19 protein-coding genes are annotated in these 21,457 nt (G+C 58.8%); 15 read left to right on the forward strand and 4 right to left on the reverse strand.

What is annotated here, in order from left to right:
- Positions 1–216 precede the first annotated feature (216 nt).
- From E4P82_RS22145 to E4P82_RS11775, 5 genes are all read left to right on the forward strand, one after another.
- Positions 217–1,041 carry a hypothetical protein gene (locus tag E4P82_RS22145; RefSeq protein ID WP_246327542.1) on the forward strand — a complete coding sequence of 275 codons (825 nt, stop codon included), beginning with the start codon at positions 217–219 and terminating at the stop codon, positions 1,039–1,041.
- Between the two features lie 365 nt (positions 1,042–1,406).
- Positions 1,407–1,544, forward strand: a complete 138-nt coding sequence (locus E4P82_RS22150) for a hypothetical protein (RefSeq protein ID WP_246327543.1) — start codon at positions 1,407–1,409, stop codon at positions 1,542–1,544.
- Between the two features lie 183 nt (positions 1,545–1,727).
- The gene (locus E4P82_RS22155) at positions 1,728–2,114 is read left to right on the forward strand and encodes a hypothetical protein (protein WP_246327544.1); all 387 of its coding nucleotides are present in this window, start codon (positions 1,728–1,730) and stop codon (positions 2,112–2,114) included.
- 529 nt (positions 2,115–2,643) lie between these two features.
- The gene (locus E4P82_RS11770) at positions 2,644–3,528 is read left to right on the forward strand and encodes a class I SAM-dependent methyltransferase (protein ID WP_246327545.1); all 885 of its coding nucleotides are present in this window, start codon (positions 2,644–2,646) and stop codon (positions 3,526–3,528) included.
- 3 nt (positions 3,529–3,531) lie between these two features.
- Entirely contained in the window at positions 3,532–5,073 is a 1,542-nt protein-coding gene (locus E4P82_RS11775; RefSeq protein WP_246327546.1) for a pyridoxal phosphate-dependent decarboxylase family protein, read from the forward strand.
- 37 nt (positions 5,074–5,110) lie between these two features.
- Here E4P82_RS11775 and E4P82_RS11780 read toward each other — a convergent pair whose 3' ends face one another.
- On the reverse strand, positions 5,111–5,779 hold the full coding sequence (locus E4P82_RS11780; RefSeq protein ID WP_169249066.1) for a hypothetical protein: 669 nt from the start codon (positions 5,777–5,779) through the stop codon (positions 5,111–5,113).
- A gap of 589 nt (positions 5,780–6,368) precedes the next feature.
- On the opposite strand from E4P82_RS11780, the gene E4P82_RS11785 reads away from it, so the two are divergent.
- Positions 6,369–7,508 (forward strand): MliC family protein, encoded by a 1,140-nt coding sequence (locus E4P82_RS11785; RefSeq protein WP_169249067.1) that lies wholly within the window; start codon positions 6,369–6,371, stop codon positions 7,506–7,508.
- Between the two features lie 210 nt (positions 7,509–7,718).
- Here the strand turns inward: E4P82_RS11785 and E4P82_RS11790 are convergent, their stop codons facing one another.
- Positions 7,719–9,308 (reverse strand): hypothetical protein, encoded by a 1,590-nt coding sequence (locus tag E4P82_RS11790; RefSeq protein WP_420887102.1) that lies wholly within the window; start codon positions 9,306–9,308, stop codon positions 7,719–7,721.
- A 478-nt stretch (positions 9,309–9,786) separates the two neighbouring features.
- Between E4P82_RS11790 and E4P82_RS11795 the strand changes: the two genes are divergently transcribed.
- Positions 9,787–11,364, forward strand: a complete 1,578-nt coding sequence (locus E4P82_RS11795; protein ID WP_169249068.1) for an OpgD/OpgG family glucan biosynthesis protein — start codon at positions 9,787–9,789, stop codon at positions 11,362–11,364.
- 66 nt (positions 11,365–11,430) lie between these two features.
- Here the strand turns inward: E4P82_RS11795 and E4P82_RS11800 are convergent, their stop codons facing one another.
- Positions 11,431–12,837 carry a bifunctional enoyl-CoA hydratase/phosphate acetyltransferase gene (locus tag E4P82_RS11800; RefSeq protein WP_169249069.1) on the reverse strand — a complete coding sequence of 469 codons (1,407 nt, stop codon included), beginning with the start codon at positions 12,835–12,837 and terminating at the stop codon, positions 11,431–11,433.
- Between the two features lie 282 nt (positions 12,838–13,119).
- On the opposite strand from E4P82_RS11800, the gene E4P82_RS11805 reads away from it, so the two are divergent.
- Positions 13,120–14,157, forward strand: coding sequence for a hypothetical protein (locus E4P82_RS11805; protein WP_169249070.1), 1,038 nt, complete (start codon positions 13,120–13,122; stop codon positions 14,155–14,157).
- A 15-nt stretch (positions 14,158–14,172) separates the two neighbouring features.
- Here the strand turns inward: E4P82_RS11805 and nfi are convergent, their stop codons facing one another.
- The gene (gene nfi, locus E4P82_RS11810; RefSeq protein WP_169249071.1) at positions 14,173–14,832 is read right to left on the reverse strand and encodes a deoxyribonuclease V; all 660 of its coding nucleotides are present in this window, start codon (positions 14,830–14,832) and stop codon (positions 14,173–14,175) included.
- A gap of 77 nt (positions 14,833–14,909) precedes the next feature.
- On the opposite strand from nfi, the gene hisG reads away from it, so the two are divergent.
- The 7 genes from hisG to E4P82_RS11845 all read left to right on the forward strand — a co-directional run.
- Entirely contained in the window at positions 14,910–15,782 is an 873-nt protein-coding gene (gene hisG, locus E4P82_RS11815; RefSeq protein WP_169249072.1) for an ATP phosphoribosyltransferase, read from the forward strand.
- A 223-nt stretch (positions 15,783–16,005) separates the two neighbouring features.
- Positions 16,006–16,437 carry a nucleoside-diphosphate kinase gene (gene ndk / locus E4P82_RS11820; RefSeq protein ID WP_169249073.1) on the forward strand — a complete coding sequence of 144 codons (432 nt, stop codon included), beginning with the start codon at positions 16,006–16,008 and terminating at the stop codon, positions 16,435–16,437.
- 27 nt (positions 16,438–16,464) lie between these two features.
- Positions 16,465–17,547 carry a dual-specificity RNA methyltransferase RlmN gene (gene rlmN / locus E4P82_RS11825; RefSeq protein WP_169249088.1) on the forward strand — a complete coding sequence of 361 codons (1,083 nt, stop codon included), beginning with the start codon at positions 16,465–16,467 and terminating at the stop codon, positions 17,545–17,547.
- 13 nt (positions 17,548–17,560) lie between these two features.
- Positions 17,561–18,319: a tetratricopeptide repeat protein gene (locus tag E4P82_RS11830; RefSeq protein ID WP_169249074.1), complete on the forward strand. Its 759-nt coding sequence runs from the start codon at positions 17,561–17,563 to the stop codon at positions 18,317–18,319.
- A gap of 4 nt (positions 18,320–18,323) precedes the next feature.
- Complete coding sequence (locus tag E4P82_RS22845) at positions 18,324–19,352, forward strand: RodZ domain-containing protein (protein ID WP_169249075.1); 1,029 nt, start codon at positions 18,324–18,326, stop codon at positions 19,350–19,352.
- Between the two features lie 54 nt (positions 19,353–19,406).
- Positions 19,407–20,690, forward strand: a complete 1,284-nt coding sequence (hisS, locus tag E4P82_RS11840) for a histidine--tRNA ligase (RefSeq protein WP_169249076.1) — start codon at positions 19,407–19,409, stop codon at positions 20,688–20,690.
- Positions 20,691–20,722: 32 nt separating this feature from the next.
- Positions 20,723–21,457 (forward strand): YfgM family protein (locus tag E4P82_RS11845; RefSeq protein ID WP_169249077.1); only part of this gene is annotated, 735 nt, incomplete at its 3' end.

Raw genomic sequence — 21,457 nt, forward strand, 5'->3', positions numbered from 1 at the left:
GCCTTCGTTTGCATATAAATTCACTTCGGATGCAACCACACAGACTTGGGCGTCACCAAGTGCATATGGCTCTCAATCAAACACCGTTAAGTACTTCGATTCAGATATCGCTTTTCAAAATATCAAGAACACTGTCGAGCCAGGGCGGATTATCGAACTCGCTCCGTTCAAGCTAGATATTTTCACGACTGCGAAGAAACACTGCGAAAAAATTGCGTGAAGAACTGCAAAAAAAAGCAGCGGGAGAATTCGACGTTGCTCGCGGGAGTTATCGAACAGATTCGCTCGAAGTTTGAACCATTTAAAGAATCAGAACTTGCCACCTTAGCCAGACCGACAATCTCTGTCTTTATATCCGAAATAGGGCTAGGCGAGAATTATTCTGAAGAGAGTGGGCTTGCCGAAAAACTAAAGAACAAGGAGGAGCTAGAGAAAGCCACCTCTGAAGATGGCCTCAAGTTGTTAAAAGGTGAGGTTGCTGCATTGAAAGCCCTACGCAGGGAAATTGATCCGGTCCTAAGTGCATCCGAGAAGCTCATCGAAATAGATCCAGTTTCTAAGTCCAAGGAACTGAAGGCGAAAGAAGAAGAACTAGAGGTTCTCGCCAAAGCACTGATCCCTTCAGGTGCGACCTTAGAGAAGTTGCTGGCACTTATTCGGCCTGCAAATGAGGTCTGTAATCTTCACTCGCCAGAAACAGAACAGTGTCCTTTGTGTAAGCAAGCTCTGCGTGATAGTGAACTCGAGTTGTTCAAGCAATATTCCGCACTTCTAACAAGAGAACTGGACGCAGCAATCACTGAGCTTCAGAATCTGCTGAAAACGGCCAAAAAGAGCCTCAAAGTAATCTCTGATTCTACCCCTAGCAGTTGGGCAAAGGACTCAGTCTTGCCCACGGAGAGGACTGAACCCGTTAAGGCAGTTGGGGAGACTATTCAAGAACGCTTCAAGGTGGGCTTAGAAATAGACCAAGACAACATAGGTTTAGCTGCATCACTTCGAAATCTCGCCGAAGAGTTATCAAAAGGCCTTAGAGGATAAGGAGAAACTAATCGCAGAGGCAGGGAAAGACAGAGAGGAGCTTGTAAAAAAAAATGCAGGAAGTTTCTACCGAATGCGAGTCTCTTCTCTATGCAAAAAAAAATCAGTGAAAATATCGATCTAGTTAAAGATGCATATCAACGGACGCGAATTGCTGATCTCTGGACCTCAAATTTACCGAATTTCACATCAGTTCTACGCAAGATCACATCTACAGCAAAGACAGCACACAAAGAGCTTGTAGTGGGAGACTTCAGGACGCGGTTAAATGCTGAATATCTCGCGCTCGCAGAGAGGGATATGAGTGCTTTCGGTGTAAAGCTAAAAAGACATCGGTGGCGACGGAGCAGTTACTGTAGATCATCATGTCTCCGGTCAAAAAAATTGATGATATTTTGAGTGAGGGTGAGCAAAGAGTTCATGCTCTTGCTTTGTTCTTCGCAGAACTAGAAACCTGTGAGCAGCAGGTGATCGTCTTTGATGATCCAATCTCCAGTTTTTGATTACAACTACATAGGTAACTATTGCAATCGGCTTCGTGATTATATTCAGAATCATCCAAATACACAGATTATTGTTCTCACGCACAATTGGGAGTTTTTTTGTTCAGATTCAGACAACCCTGAATAGAGCTAGGCTAAACAACAAGATGGCAGTCCATGTATTAGAGAACTGCGCCGCAATTGGTGAGTACAGCGAAAAATATTGATGATTTGAAGAGCAAGATTGACACGATACTCGCACAGACAGGAGAACCGACCAAACATCAGAAAGAGGTAATGGCTGGCAACATGCGACGCCTCATAGAAGCTATTGTTAATACCCACGTATTCAACAAACAGCGGCATCAGTTTAAACAGAAAAGCCAACAGGTATCAGCTTTTGATGAATTTACAAAAGTTGTTCCGCTTCTTGCCACCGAGGCTCAGTCTTTAAGAGACCTATTCGAGAAATTGAGCATCACTGAACACGATGACCCAAGGAATGCATACGTCAACACCGATAAAGCAATGTTTCAAACGAGGTACGGTGCGATTATGCATATAGAAACTGCAATTGTAGGAAGAAGGTGAATTTGTGTTACCTAACAAATTCGCATAACAAGGCCGTAAACTCGGACACATTTTTCGTTCGCTTCACTCACTACAAATGCGCCGGTTACGGCTGGCGTTAGGAGTATATCTTCGTAGCAGCAAGAAGCATAAGCGCATGATTATTTGGAGTGGACTCGGCTTTCTGGTCGCAGTGATAGGTTTCGCCTCCTTGATCCTCACAGAGTTTGTGTCGGAGAAGATAACAGGCGATGACCAGTTCTACCAAGAGCATGGATGGGTCATTCTCGTTGGGATGCTTCTCGCCGCAGGATTGACCTACGGGCTCCATCGACTTCTTCTCCTGCAAAAGGGTCGCGTAGTGATCGATAAGGAGACCGGCCAGGAGATAGTCTTGCGATCGAGTCATTCTCTATTCTTCATTCCCGTGAAGTGGTGGCCAGCAGTTTTCGTCGGTCTCGGTGTGGTGATTGCAATCGTAAACTCGAAAAGTGGATGAGACTGTTCGGGATGCTGTGCTGCGGTTACGTGTCAGTGTGGACAAATCTTGATGCTGCTTGCTTCATCTGTTCCCACGTTGTACCAGGCGTCTAACCAGGCAGCAGATCAATCCACCGCCCCGTTGAGAATAGAAATATCAGAGGAGACGACAATGGAGGAATCATGGCAGTCAGGTGATCCTTACGAATATTACATGGGGCGATGGAGCAAGCTCGTAGCTGAGTTATTTGTCGATTGGTTATCACTTCCCACCGGCCTTAGTTGGCTAGACATCGGATGTGGATCAGGCGCTTTGAGCGAGGCTGTTATCACCAAGAATAACCCTGACGAGCTTATAGCAATTGACCAATCGGAAAATTTTGTCAGTACCGCTCAGCAACGACTAGGAAATCAGGCGAAGTGCAAAGTCGGCAATGCCCTATCATTGCCACTCGATGATGCATCAGCGAATGTTACGGTATCTGGTCTCGTATTGAATTTTTTGCCTGAGCCGGAAAAAGCACTTGCGGAAATGAAGCGAGTGACCAAAAAAGGAGGTACCGTTGCGGTGTATATCTGGGACTACGCCGGAAGGATGGAGCTTCTCAAGTATTTTTGGGACACCGCTGTTCAACTGAATCCAAATGCATTTAGCCTTCATGAAAGCCACCGGTTTTCTAAAGCCGATGCCGAAGAATTGAGCGCCGCCTTCAAACGGGCGGGTTTCGCGGAAGTTGAAACAGCGCCTATCGAGGTGACTACAACGTTCTCCGATTTTGACGATTACTGGAAACCATTCCTTGGTGGCCAGGGGCCAGCGCCAACGTATGCCTTGAAGCTGGAAGATACGGCAAGAAATCATCTCAGAGATGCTTTAGCGCAGCGACTACCTATTAAGGAAGACGGTTCAATTCCATTAACCGCGCGCGCTTGGGCAGCCAGGGGATTAGCGTAATCCATGAAAAACACCCAACAAACTGAAATGCACAGAGACGCCGCCGAAACGGGTGACCTACAAGCACTGCTCGCGCAAGTCGGCGCTGCGCTGGACCAGTTCCTCCGTTTCGAACACGCCGATCCGGTGCGAACGAATCATGAGTGGCGTCCTCGCCTCGACACCGCCCTACCGCTTCAAGGGATCGGAATCGAGCAGGTCACGGATGAACTCATCACCTACCTGATTCCGAATGGCTCACCCGTGGCAAAGCCGGGGTTCACCTCGTTCATCACGACAGGCGGGACGACGGCATCCACCTTGGCATCGACGGCCGCCAGCATCGCGGCGCCGCAGCGCTATCTCCTGACCGCATTCAACTTCCTGGAAGAGCTTTCCCTGGGCTGGCTGGCCTCGATGTGCTCCATCGGGCATCTGCAAGGCGTATACAGCTCAGGCGGCTCGGTCGCGAATCTGCTTGCACTGGGGGCGGCACGCCAGCACGCGTTCGAGAAGGTAGGCCATGATCCGGCGGCAGCCGGTGTGCATGGCCGCGTACGGGTGTATGCGACGCGCGAGGCGCACCACACGATTCAGCGCGCTGCTGGCGTGCTCGGTATCGGTCGGCGCGCGGTACGCCCGATTGCCTGTGATGCGGGCGGCCGAATGGAGATCGCCGACCTGCGCCGCGTGATCGCCGAAGACCGACAAGCGGGAGTGATCCCCATGGCGATCGTCGCGAACGCGGGGACCACCAACACCGGCGCGATCGACCCGCTACTAGCCATCTCCGAAGTGGCGAGAGAGCACGGAATCTGGCTGCATATCGACGGCGCGTACGGACTGCCCGGCATCCTTGACGAGCGGAAGACGCATCTCTACCGGGGCTTGGAGCATGCCGACTCGGTCATCGTCGACCCTCATAAATGGCTGGGCGCGGCCGTGGGGGTCGCCGCCACCTTCGTCCGCGACCGGGAGCTACTGCGCCGAGCCTTTACTCAAGAACCGGCGGATTACCTTGAGGGCGCGGTTCACCAAGATGCGCCATCGCCGACCGCCGAACACTCCTTGGACGACTTCGGCATCCCGTACTTCGACTACGGAATCGAACTGAGCGCCCCGAGTCGCGGCGTTGTGGTCTGGGCGCTGCTTCGAGAGATTGGCGTGGAAGGAATGCGAGCCAGGATCGTGCGCCACAATGACTTGGCGCTTCGCGTCGCCGACGCAGCCCGCGAACACCCGAACCTCGAACTGTTGCTGGAGCCTACCCTCTCGATCTGCTGTTTCCGATATGTATCGCCCGACGTCCCGAACCTGAACCGTCTTAACCAAAACCTGCATCGTCGGCTTGTTCGCGAAAATCGAAGCTTGCCGAGCACCACCCAGGTGAACGGCAAACTGGCGCTACGTCCATGCTTCTTGGGCGCGCGAACCGAAGTGACGCACGCGGACGAACTGCTCGCCGACGTTCTTCGGATCGGGGCGGAACTCGTCAGCGAACTCGTGGCTAACGGCACGAAAAGCTCAGAGAATATCCAGAGTGGGCACAACACATTGAATTTATGAATAATAGCCGCTCACCGTCCAGTAACCGCCACATCATTTAGACCGATCCAGGCGGTAAGGGCGGACCGGAGCCAGGACCTCGGTCGTACCAGGGATCATAAGGGATGGCATAAGTTTTACCCTCGTGGTGGACCACGCCCCAACCCATCCAGCCTTCAATATCCATCTTGGGAATCTTGACTTTTCGTTGTCGAATCCGGTCCATTTCGGCGGCGAACTGGTGCCCATAGGCATGATGGACAAACATGTGGCCGAGATCTTTCCAACCCTGCTGGATCGCTTCTCGGTCACTACTCAACCCGTCCGCGGTAATGTCGCCCCAATGCACCATTTCGTGCAGGATGATGGATTCGACGATCAGGGTGGCCTTCCGTACCAACGCAAGCCACTGCGATTCCCGGCCTAGTCGCAACGCGCTGGCGTTTAACCAGGTATTGATGATATTCGCATGTTGGGAAACGATGACTTCATTGATATGGATTTCATCGCCGGAACGGTACTGGCCATAGGTCCCAGCCGGAAGTTGGGAGACGCAAAGCTCCGGGCCTGATCCAGGCTGAAGCGCTTCACGGGCTTTTTCATCACTAAACTGGCCGAATTGTTTGAAAGCACTGAATTTTCGCCGGTCGTGGACGACCTTGGGAAGATCATGACGAACAATTCCAACCAGCTTCTGATGGACAGATGCCGTATAGAGTTGAACCATTTTTTTCTTCCTCTTTGAACGCAAGCTCGATGCTGACATCAAGCTTTGTGCAAACATCATGAGTCGATTACTGACTCCAAGTACAGCAGAATGTGGAAATTTTTCATGGATTATTTTTACTGAATGTCTCGAAAATTTTCACTCCAAGCCTCGAAGATCAAGCGGCTGTTCTGGTGATTCTCGGTACCGCTGGAACACCGTGCCAATCACCGCACCTGACCCATTTCCTGGTCGTTATCGTGGACGCAAGCGCATCCGTGAAACCTAACCCATTGTTTTAGCCAGCATCCACCAGCCACCAGCTTCCAAGTGTGATACATTCTTCTTCCACGGCCCGCTGGTTCCGGCCACTCAGATCGAACACGAACGGCACACGACTGTAAACTTTAAGAGTCATCAGAATAGTCTGAACCTTGGATTCGAGAGACAACGATTAATGGAAGCTTTTGTTTTATCTAAAAAAAAATGCGGACGCTGAGATGAGACTATGATCATGCGACTTAGGCTACTTTTCCCTCTATTCACTTTCCGCTCGGGTACGCTGCCATGGGCGGTTGTGCTCGCTGTCTTCGCGACGATTTTCGCCTTCATGTCACTGTCCGCCTCCGCCGCCTCCCGTAGTTGGAGCACCAGTGGCAACGGGGAAAAAATCGTGCTGACCGACTGTCGCGATTGCGGCGATGACATTGGCATGATGGTCGTTTGTAGGGGTGCGGAGCGAACTGCCATGGTGACCGTCCATTGGGCGGCGATGGCAACCGGCCAGGAAGGCGCCACGCTTCCGATGGTATTGAATATCGACGGCCAGAACTTCAATCGGCAGGCGGTGACACGCCATTTCGGCCAGATCGGCTATACGCCCGAATTCGAGCTGGATCGAAACGATGCCTTGATCGCGGCCCTGCAATCCGGTCGCAGCCTCAAGATTAGCTTTGGCGGCCAAACCACCGAACTGGCATTGCAAGGCTCGCATGATGCGTTCGAGAGTTTCAAAACCCATTGCGGTTGGAACCCCACCACACCACCCGGCAACGATGCGAAGTGGTTTGTCCAAACCTATTCCTCGGCGGATTCCGGTCAGCCAAGAACTTTTTTGACATTTGGCATCCCGGAGACCGATGCCATCGCCTTTTCGGCACGCTGCGAAAGCGGTCAGGGAGGACCGGAACTGATGGTCGACTTGCTGATCGATTCCGGTGATATCGCGCCCAGCCAGCCCATCGACGTCAACTGGCAAGGCCCGAATCTCAAGGCCACCTATGCCGGCAAGGTATTCAAGGATAGCTCGGAATATGCCGGTGTCCGGCTGGCAATCGGTATCGACGACCCACTATGGCAGGTCTTCTCGAAACCCGGAGAACTGGTTTTGCAAGCTAAAAATCTGGCGCCGGTGACGATCCCCCTTCAAGGAGCGGAGCGTCCGGTACAGGATTTTCTCAAGACCTGTCGGGCATATTTCGCCGCCTTTGACGCCGCCGCCACACCGGAACAGGATAACGTCTATCTCTATGACTGCGAGGACGGATCGAAGCTGCGCGCCCGTTATGACAATTCCCGATCCTATTCCGTGGCGCATGTATCCCATGCCGGTCAAACCGAAGTCGCGCTGATTCAAGTCGTTTCCGGTTCCGGCGTGAAATACTCCAATGGCGATTTGACCTTGCATACGAAGGCCGGGGATGCGCTACTCATCGATGGCGAAACAGTCCATCGCTGCCATTCCGAGTGATCAACCTGGATGCCAAAGCCACCACGAGCCATGACTGGCGCGTGGCAAAGCGAAAATGGGGTAACGGCCCAATCATCGACGGCTTCCCCATCGCCGTCCATCCGCGAAGGCCGCATGACTTTCAATGCCAGCTTGACCGCAAAAATCCCTCTCTCTTCCGCACGTTCTCTGAAAGACAGCGGTAGTGGTTTGAGCCCAGTGTCGTGGAAATCAAGGCCGAGATGAAGTGCCGCCACGCGGCTTCCTGGACTTGAACAGTACCCCAAATTTGGCTCTAAGACCGCGCCGCTCGTCCGACATGGCTTCCAGAAAATCGGACAGCAGCTTGGATTTTTCGATGGTGTACAGCACCAATACCGTGATTGGTAGAAACACACTCAAGAACAGCAGCAATCGATGCCACCATGGTTGGCCTGCCTCGTCGAAGACGTTCATGCCCAGAATCCCGGTGGTGATCGCGCCGATCATGCCAAAGGTGGTCACCACGGTCAGCCTCACCACGGTGTTGGCCTGCCGACGCAAGCCGTCGCTGTCCAGATACTGATTCATCTCCTTGACCGCCTCGCTGACATCCCGGTAAATCCGGTCGGTGTCAAGATGGCCGGTCAACATCCGAAACAGATCCTTGGCCTGCGCCTGATTGGAAACCTCGTGAAACCAATAGCGGTGGGTAAAGCGTAGAAAGGTTTCGAAGATCCGGCGGATTTCCCGTTTGAACGTTTTGACCGAATCCACATCGCGGATATCGAGCTGGCTGATCGCCGCGACCAACCATTCCGAGAACAGCATCAGGGTGGCCTTGTGGAAATGGGCGATCAGATTGACCAGGAAATACTGGTGGCGGAACTGGCCCAGCAAGCCGGTTTCCGCGTCGGCGAAGAAACGGTCGCCGGCCTTGCCGACCATCACGAAGGCGTGACCGCAGCACAGGTAGCGACTGCCCAGCGCCGGATCGGCGGGATTCCAGAACTTGTCGTAGCAGTATTGCCGCTCGAAATCGGCCAGTTCCTGCTCGGAATAGGGCAGGACATCGGAGGGTCCTGGCTTGGTGACCAGGGCCAGGCGAGCAAAGTCGCCGCGAGTCAAAACCTGTGGATCGTCGAAGCTGAGATAGGCCAGCAACGGCATGCGGTGATATTCGATCTGCCGGTAACGGACCACGCCCTCGCGATCGGAATGGTACAGAGCCAGCGGCCACAGCAGATAGTCCCAATGAGCGGCGACGCTGGGAGAGCGGTGTTGACAGACGAAGTTGAGATATTTGCGCCGGTTTTCGTAGTCGGATACCGCCAGCGTTTCGCCGCTCGCCGCCAGCCACTCCACCCGACGCGGGCACTGACCACCCTGGCCGTTGGCTTCCCAGAACGCCGGATAGGCCCGACCCAGCTTGAACAGCGCTTCCTGGGCCAGTGGCAACGGCAGATCATCGGCGTGGAACTCCACCGCCAGGACGACGATGTCGATGTCGTAGAAAAAATAAAGATCCACATGGGCAACTTCGAACACCACCGGCGGCGATTGCTCGTCGAGAATGGCCCGCATCCGAGTAATGTCACGGCGGCGGTAGACCCGGATCGGCGATTTACCGTAGCCGCTCAGCCCTTCGCGGCCCGTGCCTTCGCCATACAGAAAGCGCTGTACGTAGGGTAAGAAGGTGACGAATTCCTTGTAATGCCGTTCCTGAAAATCCTCGGGATCGCCGAACTCGTCCGCCACTTCCCGCCAGGGGCACTGCTCACCCAGCGCATCCAGCAATTCCCAATATTTCGAGATATGCGGCTCCCGTACTCGGGCGTGCATCACCTGCAAGGGCCACAACAGAATCTGGCGGAAATGACGGACCAGAGGAAAAGCGTGTTCGGTACTGTCGCTCACGAGAGTAAATCCTTGCTGATTCCGGTCAGGGTCGTCGGTATCCCCGGCGGCGGGCGGCTTCATGGAGCGATGATCCGCGTCGCGAGCCGCGAAACCCGCGTGTTCCCGCTGGCCAAGCCGCTTGAGCGACAATCCCGCGACCGAATCCACGTTGCGGGTAGCGGCCCGTTCTCAACGGCTTGCCGCCACCGGTTACACGATTGCCCAAACCTTGGGGACGACTTCAGTATGAAGATTACACCGTGCCGTCCATTCCGCACGAGCGAAAATCCAATCGACGTAAAACCAACCGCCGGTAGCCGAATTTGTGGTAACGACATGGCCTGTATGGACCACCGCGAAACCGACCGCCGCGCTATAATTTTCGCCCCAACAACGACAACGACGGGTTGCGACGAGCACCATGACACGACGGGAGTTACTGACGCGGTTGCTGCAAATGGTCGCCTGCGGAATGCTGCCGGCTTCCCTCGCCCGCGCCGCCACGATGGCGGGCATTCCTCTAACCGATGGGCAAGCGTTCAGCCGGGACTGGCTGCGGAAAACCGCCCGGCAATTGGCGGAGGAACCGTATACCGCGCCCAGTGACGCCCAGCCACCATGGCTGGCGGCCATGGACTGGGACGACTACCAGGCCCTCAACAACTTCCGCGTCGATCACAGCCTATGGGCCGGCGGCGAACTGCCGTTCCAGGCGCGATTCTTCCACCTGGGGTTGTACTTCCACCATCCCGTCGCCCTGTACGAAGTCGTCGCCGGTCAGGCTCGACCGATCGTCTTCTCGCCGGACCTGTTCCAATACGGTCCGCGTGTCAAGGACAGGATCCCGGAACAAGTCGGCGATCTTGGCTTCGCTGGCTTTCGAGTCAACAGTCGTCCCGATTGGGACCGTGATGTATTCGCCTTCCTCGGCGCCAGCTATTTCCGCGCGGTCGGTGCCAACAAGCAATACGGCCTCTCCGCCCGTGGCCTGGCCATCGACACAGGGCTGGATCGCCCGGAGGAATTTCCCGAGTTCCGGGCTTTCTGGCTGGAACGACCGACGGCGGACGCCAAGGCCTTGACGATTCACGCCCTGCTCGACAGCCCCAGCATCACCGGCGCCTACACCTTCGTGGTCGAGCCGGGCGACACCACCATCATGCAAGTCGATGCCCACTTGTTCCCGCGCCGCAAGATCGAACGGCTGGGCATAGCGCCCATGACCTCCATGTTCCAATGCGGTGAAAACGACCGCCGGGTGGCTGATGATTATCGTCCGGAGATTCACGATTCCGACGGTCTGCAGCTCTGGACCGGCACGAGCGAATGGATCTGGCGGCCGATCCTCAATCCACACTATATTCGGGTCAATTCTTTCCTGGATGACAACCCTCGCGGCTTCGGCCTGCTACAGCGCGACAGAGTTTTCGATCACTATCAAGACGATGGCGCGTTCTATAACAAGCGCCCCTCGTTGTGGGTAGAACCACTCGGCCAGTGGGGACGCGGCATGGTACAACTGGTCGAACTGCCGACCGCCGATGAAACCTTCGACAATATCGTGGCGTTCTGGAATCCCGCCGAACCGGCCCAACCGGGCCGGGAGATCAATCTCAGCTATCGCCTGTACTGGGGTGCGCAACCACCTGTGCGACCCTCGGTCGCCGAAATCGTTGCCACCATGATCGGCGTGGGAGGCAACCCTGGCCAGAAGAAAACCGTGCCTATGCGCAAATTCGTGATTGATTTCCAGGGCGGTCGCCTTCCCCAATTACCCAAGAACACACCGGTCGAACTGGTAATCTCCACCTCGCACGGGAAGATCCAGAATATAGCGGTCCGTCCGGTTGTGGAATCGGATCAATGGCGCGGTTCTTTCGATCTGATCACCCACGGCAGTGATCCGGTGGATTTGCGCGGTTACCTGCGCGACGCCGATGGGGCACTGAGCGAGACCTGGCTATATCAGTGGTCGCCGCCGCCGGCCGCCAGTGGCTGAAGAACCGACCCACCCCGACGGCTGCCCTGCCTTCCGCCGCATGAGCGAGAAATTCAGGCAGGGCGCTTAACCACCACTCGCCTTCAGCAGGGCCGCGCCCTTGCGCTGGGCTTCGGCGAACAGCACCGCCACCGCGCAGGAGGCCAGCCGGGTCTGGGCGCTGTCGGCGCGGCTGGTCAGCACGATCGGCGCGCGGGCACCGAGCACGATGCCGGCCGCCTCGGCCCCGGCCATGAAAGTCAATTGCTTGGCCAGCATGTTGCCGGCCTCCATGTCGGGCACCACCAGAATATCGGCCTTGCCGGCCACCGGCGAAACGATCCCCTTGGTCCGCGCCGCCCCTTCGTCGATGGCGTTGTCGAAGGCCAGCGGACCATCCAGCAGACCGCCGACGATCTGGCCGCGATCGGCCATCTTGCACAGCGCACCCGCTTCCAGCGTCGAGGGAATCTTGTTGGTGACCGTCTCCACCGCCGACAGAATGGCGACCTTCGGTTCGGCGATACCGATCGCGTGGGCCAGATCGATGGCGTTCTGGATGATGTCGCGCTTCACCTCCAGCGTGGGCACGATGTTGATGGCGGCGTCGGTGACGATGATCGGGCGCGGGTAGGTGGGAACCGCCAGCAGGAAGCAATGACTGATGCGTCGCTCGGTGCGCAGCCCCCCCACTTTCTTTACCACCTCGGCCAGCAATTCGTCGGTGTGCAAGCTGCCCTTCATCAAGGTCTGCGCCTCGCCGGAAAGCACCATGGCGACCGCCAGTTCGGCGGAATGATGGCTGTGTTCAGCCGACACCAACCGGTAGGGTGTCAGATCCAGATTCTCCTGCGCGGCGATAGCCCGAATCTTATCTTCCGGTCCAATCAGAATGGGCGTGATCAACTGGTGTTCGGCCGCCTCGACCGCGCCACGCAGCGCGTCGGCGCTACACGGGTGGACCACCGCGCAACCTAGTGCGGGAAGACCTTCGCAGGCTTTCAGTAACTCCAGGTAGCGATTGTCGCGGCGCAACTGGACTTTCGGTAGATCCTTGAGCGCGTGCCGCTGCTTCACCGTGGGCACCAGTACTTCGAGCCGGCCGGTCGCCACCTCCTCGCCCACCGGATTCACCGCCCGACAGTCGAGCACCACCGTGCCGGTCTCGGTTCGTTTTTCCATCACCGTGGCCGTGGCGGTGACCGGCACGCCGATGGCCACCGGCCGGTGCAAACGGACATCGATGTGGCGGGCGATGGAACCCAGTCCGGGCAACCGAGTACCGGCCAATGTGGCGAACAACGCGGCCGACCAACTGGTTTGTCCGCCGCCCTGTCCGTACATCGAGGTGTCCGCCGACCCCGGATCGAGATCGATCAGATTGAGATTGCCGGTAATCACCGCCAGCGCTTCAACGCCGTTCTCATCCAAGGCCCGCGTCAAACTGGCCTGATCGCCGATTTGAATTTCGTCGAAGATCTTATTTTCAATCATTTCCATCACGGTTCCCCTTTTTCCGCCATCCGCTCCGCCCGCCGAGCCAGCGCCAATGAGTTCGGATTATATCCCTCTCAACCCCAACCGAACTGTGGTCTATCCGGGCTCCATCGCAGTTCATGCAAGATTATTTACTGGCCAACGCTGGAATTCGGCCAAACTTACGACAATAAAGAGGAGTTCGGATTTGCTCGCGCTGGCGTCGGCGGCAATCCCACAACCACGCCGCACCCCTTGGCGGGCCGGCGTCCGATCCGGTTGGAAGGAGTAGAGTCCCCCATGGTATTTCGCTTCCTGCAATCCATCTTCGCCGCGACGCCCGCCCCGTCCGGCAAATCCGATGCAACCCTGATCCGGGCGGCGATCGAGCGGGTGGTGAACGGCACCGATCCTCGCCTGCGTTTCGTCAACCACTATCAACGGATTCTGTGGCACGGGGTGGAACGGTCGGTCGAGCACGTCAGCACCCTGATCGACAGCCTGCCGCCCGCTTTCGAGGTCAGTAAACGCGAATTCACCGCCGAGCCTCGCCTGCGCGCCCTGTTCGCGTCGTCGGAACACCTGCGGGAAATTCTGAGTTTCGGCCCGGCCCTGGAACAATACCGTCAGCAGCATGCCAATGCCCTGCCTGCGGTGCTGTACGCCGCGCTCGGCGTGGACAGGATCGAAAAGAAGGTACTCGGCGTGGATCTACAGGGCGACATGCTCCGGCGGGACGTGGCGCAAACCATGGTCAATTTCCGCAACCACCGGCTGGCGTTCCTCACGGAAAGCGAAACGGAAACCCGCTGGGAACTCAAGAAACAGGCTTTCGACTATCTGATCGAAATCGCCCTGAAGCGCCTGATCTCGATTCGAACCCGACGGGAACAATTGGAGCGAGAACAACGACATCTGCTGCAAAAACAGGCGCGCTTGCTGAAATCGGCCAAGCTGGGGCTGGAACCTCTGCTGGAGACCGGGTCGCCGGAGGTGCACGATCCCGCCACCATTGATCGGCAACTGCGGGAAGTCAGGGCTGAACTGGACCAGATGCGCGCCGATTCAGCCACGATCGAGGACCACCTGGAACGGGTCGCCTCCACCTTGCGCGAACCGGAGCAGCACCTACGCATGGAGCGGGTCACGTTCACCCTGGACCACATGAACCAGAAAGTGGCGCCGAACTCGTCCCGCGTCGCCAGTACGCTGGCTTTCGACGACACGTTGCTCGGCGATGATCGCCGCTTCACCACGCTGCTGGTCCGATTCCCGACCAGCGAAATTCTGCCGAAGCCGGATTTCTTCGAGGAAGCCCACCGCCTGCTGACACTATGAGCGTGGCGGCATCCGCTAACCCGACGCCAGTCGATGAGCGTGCCGGGTGGTTTCCGGCAAGCGATAACGGGTGCAACAACCCATGACATAAGCGATGGCCGTTTCCAGGCCGATGCGGTGGCCGGACGACACGTAGAGCGGCTTGACGCCAGCTCGGGTGCGCAGCACCGCCCCGATGATCTCGTCATCCACCCACAACGGCACCCATGCCCCGCGTTGGTCGGGCACGTCACCATGGTTACCGTACAGCCGAGTCTTGGCCACGCCCACCGAGGGAATATCCACCAGCAGGCCGAGATGGCTGGCAATCCCCAGGCGACGCGGATGGGCGACACCCTGCCCGTCGCACAGCAGCAAATCCGGCGGCTCGCGCAAGCGTTCCAGCGCCGCCAAAACCGCCGGCAGCTCGCGAAACGACAGCAGCCCCGGAATATAGGGAAAGGTGGTCGGCTGGCGGGCAACCACGGTTTCCAATACATCCAATTCGGGATAACGCAGCACCGCCACCGCCGCCCGGGTCACGACACCGCCCGCCTCGAAGCCCACATCCACCCCCGCCACCCGGCACACCGGACCGATCCGGTCGGTCAGAATCAGGTGGGCACACAAGTTTCGTTGCAGGGCAATCGCCGCCGCCGGATCGAGATCCCATGGATGGGCGTGATGGAGTTTCATGCCGCAAGTTTATTCGCCATCCGAGCGCGGTTAAACTAGCGCCCTTTTCGCCATCCCGGTTCCAACAGGTCACCATCATGCGGCAACTCAAACTCGGCATCCCCAAGGGCAGCCTGGAAAGCGCCACCATCGCGCTGTTCGGCCAAGCCGGCTGGACCATCAGCCCCCATAGCCGTAACTATTTCCCCAGCATCGACGATCCCGAGATCGGTTGCGCACTGGTGCGCTCGCAGGAAATGGCGCCCTATGTCGCCAACGGCACGCTCGACGCCGGCCTGACCGGGTTGGACTGGATTCTGGAAACCGAAGCCGACGTGGCGGAAATCGGCGAGCTGAGCTACTCGAAAAGCTCCGATCAGCCGGCCCGCTGGGTGCTGATCGTGCGCGGCGACTCGCCGATCCAGGCGCTGGAGGATCTGGCCGGCAAGCGCATCGCCACCGAACTGGTCGGCTTCACCCGTCGCTATCTGGCCGAACGCGGTATCTCGGCCACCGTGGAATTCTCCTGGGGCGCGACCGAAGCCAAGGTGGTCGAGGGCCTGGTGGACGCGGCGGTGGAAATCACCGAGACCGGCAGCACCATCCGTGCCCACGGCTTACGCATCGTCTGCGATCTGCTGCACACCACCACCCGCCTGATCGCCAACCGCGCCGCGCTGGCCGATCCCTGGAAGCAGGCCAAGATCGAACAGATCGCCCTGCTGACTCGTGCCGCGCTGGCCGCCCACAACAAGGTGGCGCTGAAGATGAACGTTCCGGCGGCACGGATCGATCAGGTGGTTCGCCTGCTGCCCAGCTTGCACGCGCCCACCGTCAGCCACCTCTACGACCGCGACTGGCTGGCGCTGGAAACCGTGGTCGACAACGACCAGGTACGGGATCTCATCCCCCACCTCACCGCCGCCGGCGCGCAAGGCATTCTGGAATACCAACTGAAAAAAATTGTCTGACCGTTCCGGCGATCGGCCGCGCCACCCGGTATATTCCGCGTCCGGCGTCATGGATCGACCTGGATTTGCGGCGGCAATCGCCCCATAATCGGGCGCGTCCACCGGATGGTGCGTTGTCGATATCCGCAAATTATCGCTAAACTCCAAAGTCAAGCCCGACGCTCCCCAGTCGGGTACGGCGCCACCTCCCAACCCGACTTCGACTCACGGAGCCTTTTCCTTCATGTCCGTTGAACACACCTTGTCCATTATCAAACCCGATGCCGTCGCTCGGAACATCATCGGCAAGATCTACAGCCGGTTCGAGGAGCAAGGCCTGCAGATCGTCGCGGCCAAGATGCTCCGCCTGACCCACGAACAGGCCGAAATCTTTTACGCCGTGCACCGCGAACGTCCTTTCTATCAAGAACTCATCGCCTACATGACCTCCGGCCCCGTGATGGTTCAGGTCTTGGAAGGCGAAGAGGCCATCGCCAGGAATCGCGAGATCATGGGCGCCACCGACCCCAAGAAGGCCGCGCCCGGTACCATCCGCGCCGATTTCGCCGAGAGCGTGACCCAAAACGCGGTGCATGGCTCCGACTCTCCCGAAACGGCCTTCCATGAAATCGCCTTCTTCTTCGGCCAGTTCGACCTGTGCCCGCACCCGCTCTAAAATCAGGACCACGCGACCGCCGTGACCGTGACTACCCCTAAAGTCAATCTACTCGATCTGGACCGCCGCGATCTGGAAGGCTTTTTCGCCGAAATGGGCGAGAAAGCCTTCCGCGCCACCCAGATCATGAAGTGGATTTACCACGAAGGCGTCACCGATTTCGCCGCCATGACCAACCTGAGCAAGGCGCTGCGGGAACGGCTGGCCGAACGGGCCGAGATCCGCCCACCGGCGGTCGCGCTCGACCAAGCCTCCCGCGACGGCTCCCACAAGTGGCTGATCCGGCTGGATAGCGGCAACTGCGTCGAAACGGTGTTCATCCCCGAACCGGATCGCGGCACGCTATGCATTTCCTCGCAGATCGGCTGTCCGCTGGACTGCTCGTTCTGCGCCACCGCCCAACAGGGTTTCAACCGTAACCTCGGCGTCGCCGAGATCGTCGGCCAGGTCTGGCGGGCCAGCCGGCTACTGGGCGACCGGCGCAACGGCGGTCGCCTCATCACCAACATCGTGCTGATGGGCATGGGCGAACCCCTGCTGAATTTCGCCAACGTGGTCAAGGCGACCGACCTGATGCAGGACGACCTCGGCTTCGGCATCTCCAAGCGTCGCGTCACCCTCAGCACCGCCGGCGTGGTACCGGCTCTGTACCGGTTGAAGGACGTCTCCGAGGTCAGCCTGGCGGTCTCCTTGCACGCGCCGGACGACGAATTGCGCAACCAATTGGTGCCGCTCAACCGCAAGTATCCCATCGCCGAACTGCTGGCGGCCTGCCGGCACTATATCGCCGACAAGCCGCACCGCCGCATCACCTGGGAATACGTGCTGCTGGACGGGGTCAACGATTCCGAAAAACAGGCCCGCGCGCTGGCCGCTCTCATCCAGGACATTCCGTCCAAGGTCAATCTGATTCCATTCAATCCGTTTCCGGGAACGCGCCACCGCCGATCCGGACCGGCGGCCATCGCCCGCTTTCAAGCCGTGCTGATGGCCCATGATCTGACGGTCGTGACTCGCAGGACGCGGGGCGACGATATCGCCGCAGCCTGCGGCCAACTGGCCGGACAGGTCCAGGCTCGCGGTCGCCAGCCAGCGCGGCTCGCCAGCTAGGGAGCTCCATCATATGTCACCCTTGGCCAAATCCATGATCCTTGCCCTGGCGTTGCCGTTGCTGGCGGCCTGCGCCAACACTCAGGAGCAGGAGTTCAAGCGCAACGCCGCCGAGGCCAATTTCAAGCTGGGCGTTGGTTACATGCAGTCGGGTCACTTCGAAGTGGCCACGGAAAAATTGCTGAAGGCACTGCAATTCGATGACAATTACCCGGAAGCCCATAACGCAATCGCCGTGTTGTACGAGGAGATGCGCGAGTACGCGCCCGCCGAGACTCATTTCAAGAGAGCGATCGAACTCCAACCGAGCTACACCTTGGCGAAGCTGAATTATGCCCGGTTACTGTGCAAGCACTTTCCCGCACGGGCCGCCGAGGGCGAAAGCGAACTTCAGAAGATCGCCGCCAACCCGGCCGATGCCGGCGCCAGCGCCTCGGAAGCTTATGCCGGTCTGGGGGTCTGTGCCCGCCAGCGCGGCGATCTGACCCAAGCCGAAACCTGGCTGCGCAAGTCGCTGGACAGCGATCCCAACAACACCGTCGCCCTATACGAACTGGCCGAAATCAGCCAGGGTCAGGGTAAGACGCTACAGGGGCGCGCTTTCCTGCAGCGCTACCATGCCCAAACCCGTCCCACCCCACAAAGCCTGTGGCTCGGCATTCTGATCGAGACCGCTCAGGATGGCGATCCGCATCTGCGCCAGCAGTACAGCGCGCTGCTGTCCGGCCAATTCCCGAATTCCGAAGAAGCCCGCCGTCTGAACAAGCCGTAAGAGCATGTCCAACGAAATGAGCACCGATTTCACCTCACCGACGGAAGCCACCGGAGCGGCCAACGAATCGTTGGGCGCCTGGCTCACCCAAGTCCGTACCGGCTACGGCGCCGAACAGCGTGACGTTGCCCACCATCTCGGTTTGAACCCGACGATCATCCAATCGCTCGAAACCGACGATTTCGCGCGCCTGGGAGCACCGGTTTTCGTTCGCGGTTACCTCAGCCGCTACGCCCGGTTGCTGAATCTGCCGGAACAAGCGGTATTGGAGCGCTACCGGCAACAGTCGGGCATTACCAGCCAAGCACCCCCGCCGCTGCAAGTGGCGCGCCCCCTGCGGCGGCAGACTCGGGTTCGCGATCTGCGTGGCCTGTTCTACCTGTTGCTGGTGGCCGGCATCGGCTGGATCGCCATCCAGCATCTGGGCGACCTCGATCCCAGCCGGCTGACCGCGCTGTGGTCGGGTACCAGCCAGAATGGCGGCCCGCCAACGACGCCCACTGTCGCCACGCAAACTCAATATCCATTTCAACCCGCTTCCGGGACGACGAACCAGCCCGCGCCGCCGCCCACCAGCTCGCCGGGGAACACACCGACACCGATCGTCGCGGCGCCACCGGTTGTCGCGGTACCGCCCACGCCTACCCCGAATGCGGCGCCACCCGCCCCGGAACCCACGCCGGTACCTTCGTTGCCTGGGGTGCAAACCGCCACCGCCGCCACCACCCCGAGTGCGGCGCCCATCGAAGAAAGCGGTGACAGTCCGACGACGGACACCGGCGCCAAACTGCTGCTGGAATTCAGCAACGACTGCTGGGTGGAGGTGAAGGACGCCGAGGGGAAAGTGCTGATCAGCAGCCTGAAGCGCGCCAATTCCTCGGAATCGCTATCGGGACCGGCGCCGTTCGCGATTACCCTGGGTAACGCCCCCGCCGCCCGCCTGACCCTGGACGGCCAGCCAATCGACAAAGCGATCTACGTGCCCCGACGCGGCACGGTCAGCCGCTTCACCCTACCTCGCCCGCAACCCTGAACCGGCCCGCCGTCCTCGGACCCGCTGTTCCCACACCTGGACCCAAACGAAATCATGGCCAAGCAGTTGCAAGCCATCCGCGGCATGAACGATATCCTGCCGGCTGAATCGGCGCTCTGGCAGGGGCTCGAATCGACCGTGCGCGAAGTGCTCGCCGCCTACGGCTATCACGAAATCCGCTTGCCGCTCCTGGAAAAAACCGAGCTGTTCGCCCGCTCGATCGGCGAAGTCACCGACATCGTCGAAAAGGAGATGTACACCTTCGCCGACCGCAACGGTGAGAGCCTCACCTTGCGACCCGAGGGCACCGCCGGTTGCGTGCGCGCCTGTATCGAACACGGCCTGTTGCACAACCAGACCCAGCGACTGTGGTATGCCGGCCCGATGTTTCGCTACGAAAAACCGCAGAAGGGCCGCTATCGCCAATTCCATCAGGTCGGCGCCGAAGCCTACGGCATGAACGGCCCCGACATCGACGCCGAACTGATCTGCCTGTCGGCGCGATTGTGGCAACGACTTGGCTTGCGCGAGGTGACCTTGCAACTCAACTCGCTGGGCTCCAGCGCCGCCCGAGCCAGCTACCGCGAGCGCTTGGTGACCTACCTCAATCTGCGGCACGACGAACTGGACGAAGATAGTCGACGGCGGTTGCACACCAACCCGCTGCGGATTCTCGACAGCAAGAATCCGGCGCTGCGCGCGGTGATCGCCGAAGCGCCGTCGCTGCTGGATCATCTCGATCCCGAGTCACGCGCTCATTTCGAGGAACTCAAGATCCTGCTGGACGACGCCGGCATCGCCTACGAAATCAATCCCCGCCTGGTGCGTGGCTTGGATTACTACTGCAAGACGGTCTTCGAATGGGTCACCGACACACTCGGTGCTCAGGGCACGATCTGCGCCGGCGGACGTTACGATGGCCTGATCGAAGAGTTGGGCGGCCAAGCGGTACCGGGCGTGGGCTTTGCCATGGGACTGGAGCGTTTGGTCGCCATGCTCGCCGCCGCCGGCTATGCCGGAACCGATCCGACTCCGCAGGTCTATTTGATCGCGGTCGGCGATGCCGCTCAGCGTTGCGGGCTGGCGCTGGCCGAACGGTTGCGCGACCAGCTACCGGTGCTGCGACTGCGGATGCACTGCGGCGGAGGGGGTTTCAAGGCCCAGTTCCGCCGCGCCGACCACAGCGGCGCCCAATTCGCGCTGATCCTGGGCGAAGACGAAGCCAAAACCGGCACCGTCTCCGTCAAACCGTTGCGCGAAGCCCAAAGTGAACAACAGGTCTTGACACAGGATCAAGTGCCCACCTACCTGCGCGCGGCGCTGGAAGAAACCCCCTAAGCACGCAACCGGATGCCCGAGGAAATACTTCAATGGATCAATACACCGACGACGAACGCGTCGAGGATCTCAAGAAATGGTGGAAGGAGAACGGCGTCAGCATCATCGGCGGCATCGCGCTCGGTCTGGTCGCCATTTTTGGCTGGCAATACTGGAATTCCCATCGCACCGCCCAGGCGGAAGCCGCCTCGCGAGCCTACGACATCTTCGTCGCGGCGGCGGAAAAATCCGACGCCGAGCAAACCCGGCAGCGTGGGCAAGTATTGCTGACTGACTTTCCCCATTCCGCCTATGCGGCGCTAACGGCGCTGCGACTGGCCAAACTGGCGACGGACAACGGCGATACCACTGCCGCGAGCCAGCGATTGGAATGGGTGATCGGCAACGCCCAACTCGACGAACTCAAGGATATCGCCCGACTGCGACTGGCGCGGGTATTGTCCGCCGCTGGTCGGACCGAGGAAGCCGGGAAGCTGCTGGCGAGCGTGACCACCACCACCTTGATGGCCGAGCGCGATGAGTTGCAAGGCGATCTGTATCTGGCCGGCAACGATGCCGCCAAGGCCCGAACCGCCTATGCCACGGCGCTGGCCGCGAGTGGTGGCAACCCTCTATTGCAGCTCAAGCTCGACAATCTGGCCCCGCCGACCGCCGAATCGGTCGCCATCGCTCCAGCCGAGCCGCCGCCGCCCACCAAATCGGTCGAACCCGCCGTGCCGGTCGAACCCGCCGCGCCCGTCGAACCCGTGACCCCGTCGGTCGAACCC

Origin of the sequence: Candidatus Competibacter phosphatis (genome assembly GCF_012939995.1) — a bacterium.
Classification (GTDB): domain Bacteria; phylum Pseudomonadota; class Gammaproteobacteria; order Competibacterales; family Competibacteraceae; genus Competibacter; species Competibacter phosphatis.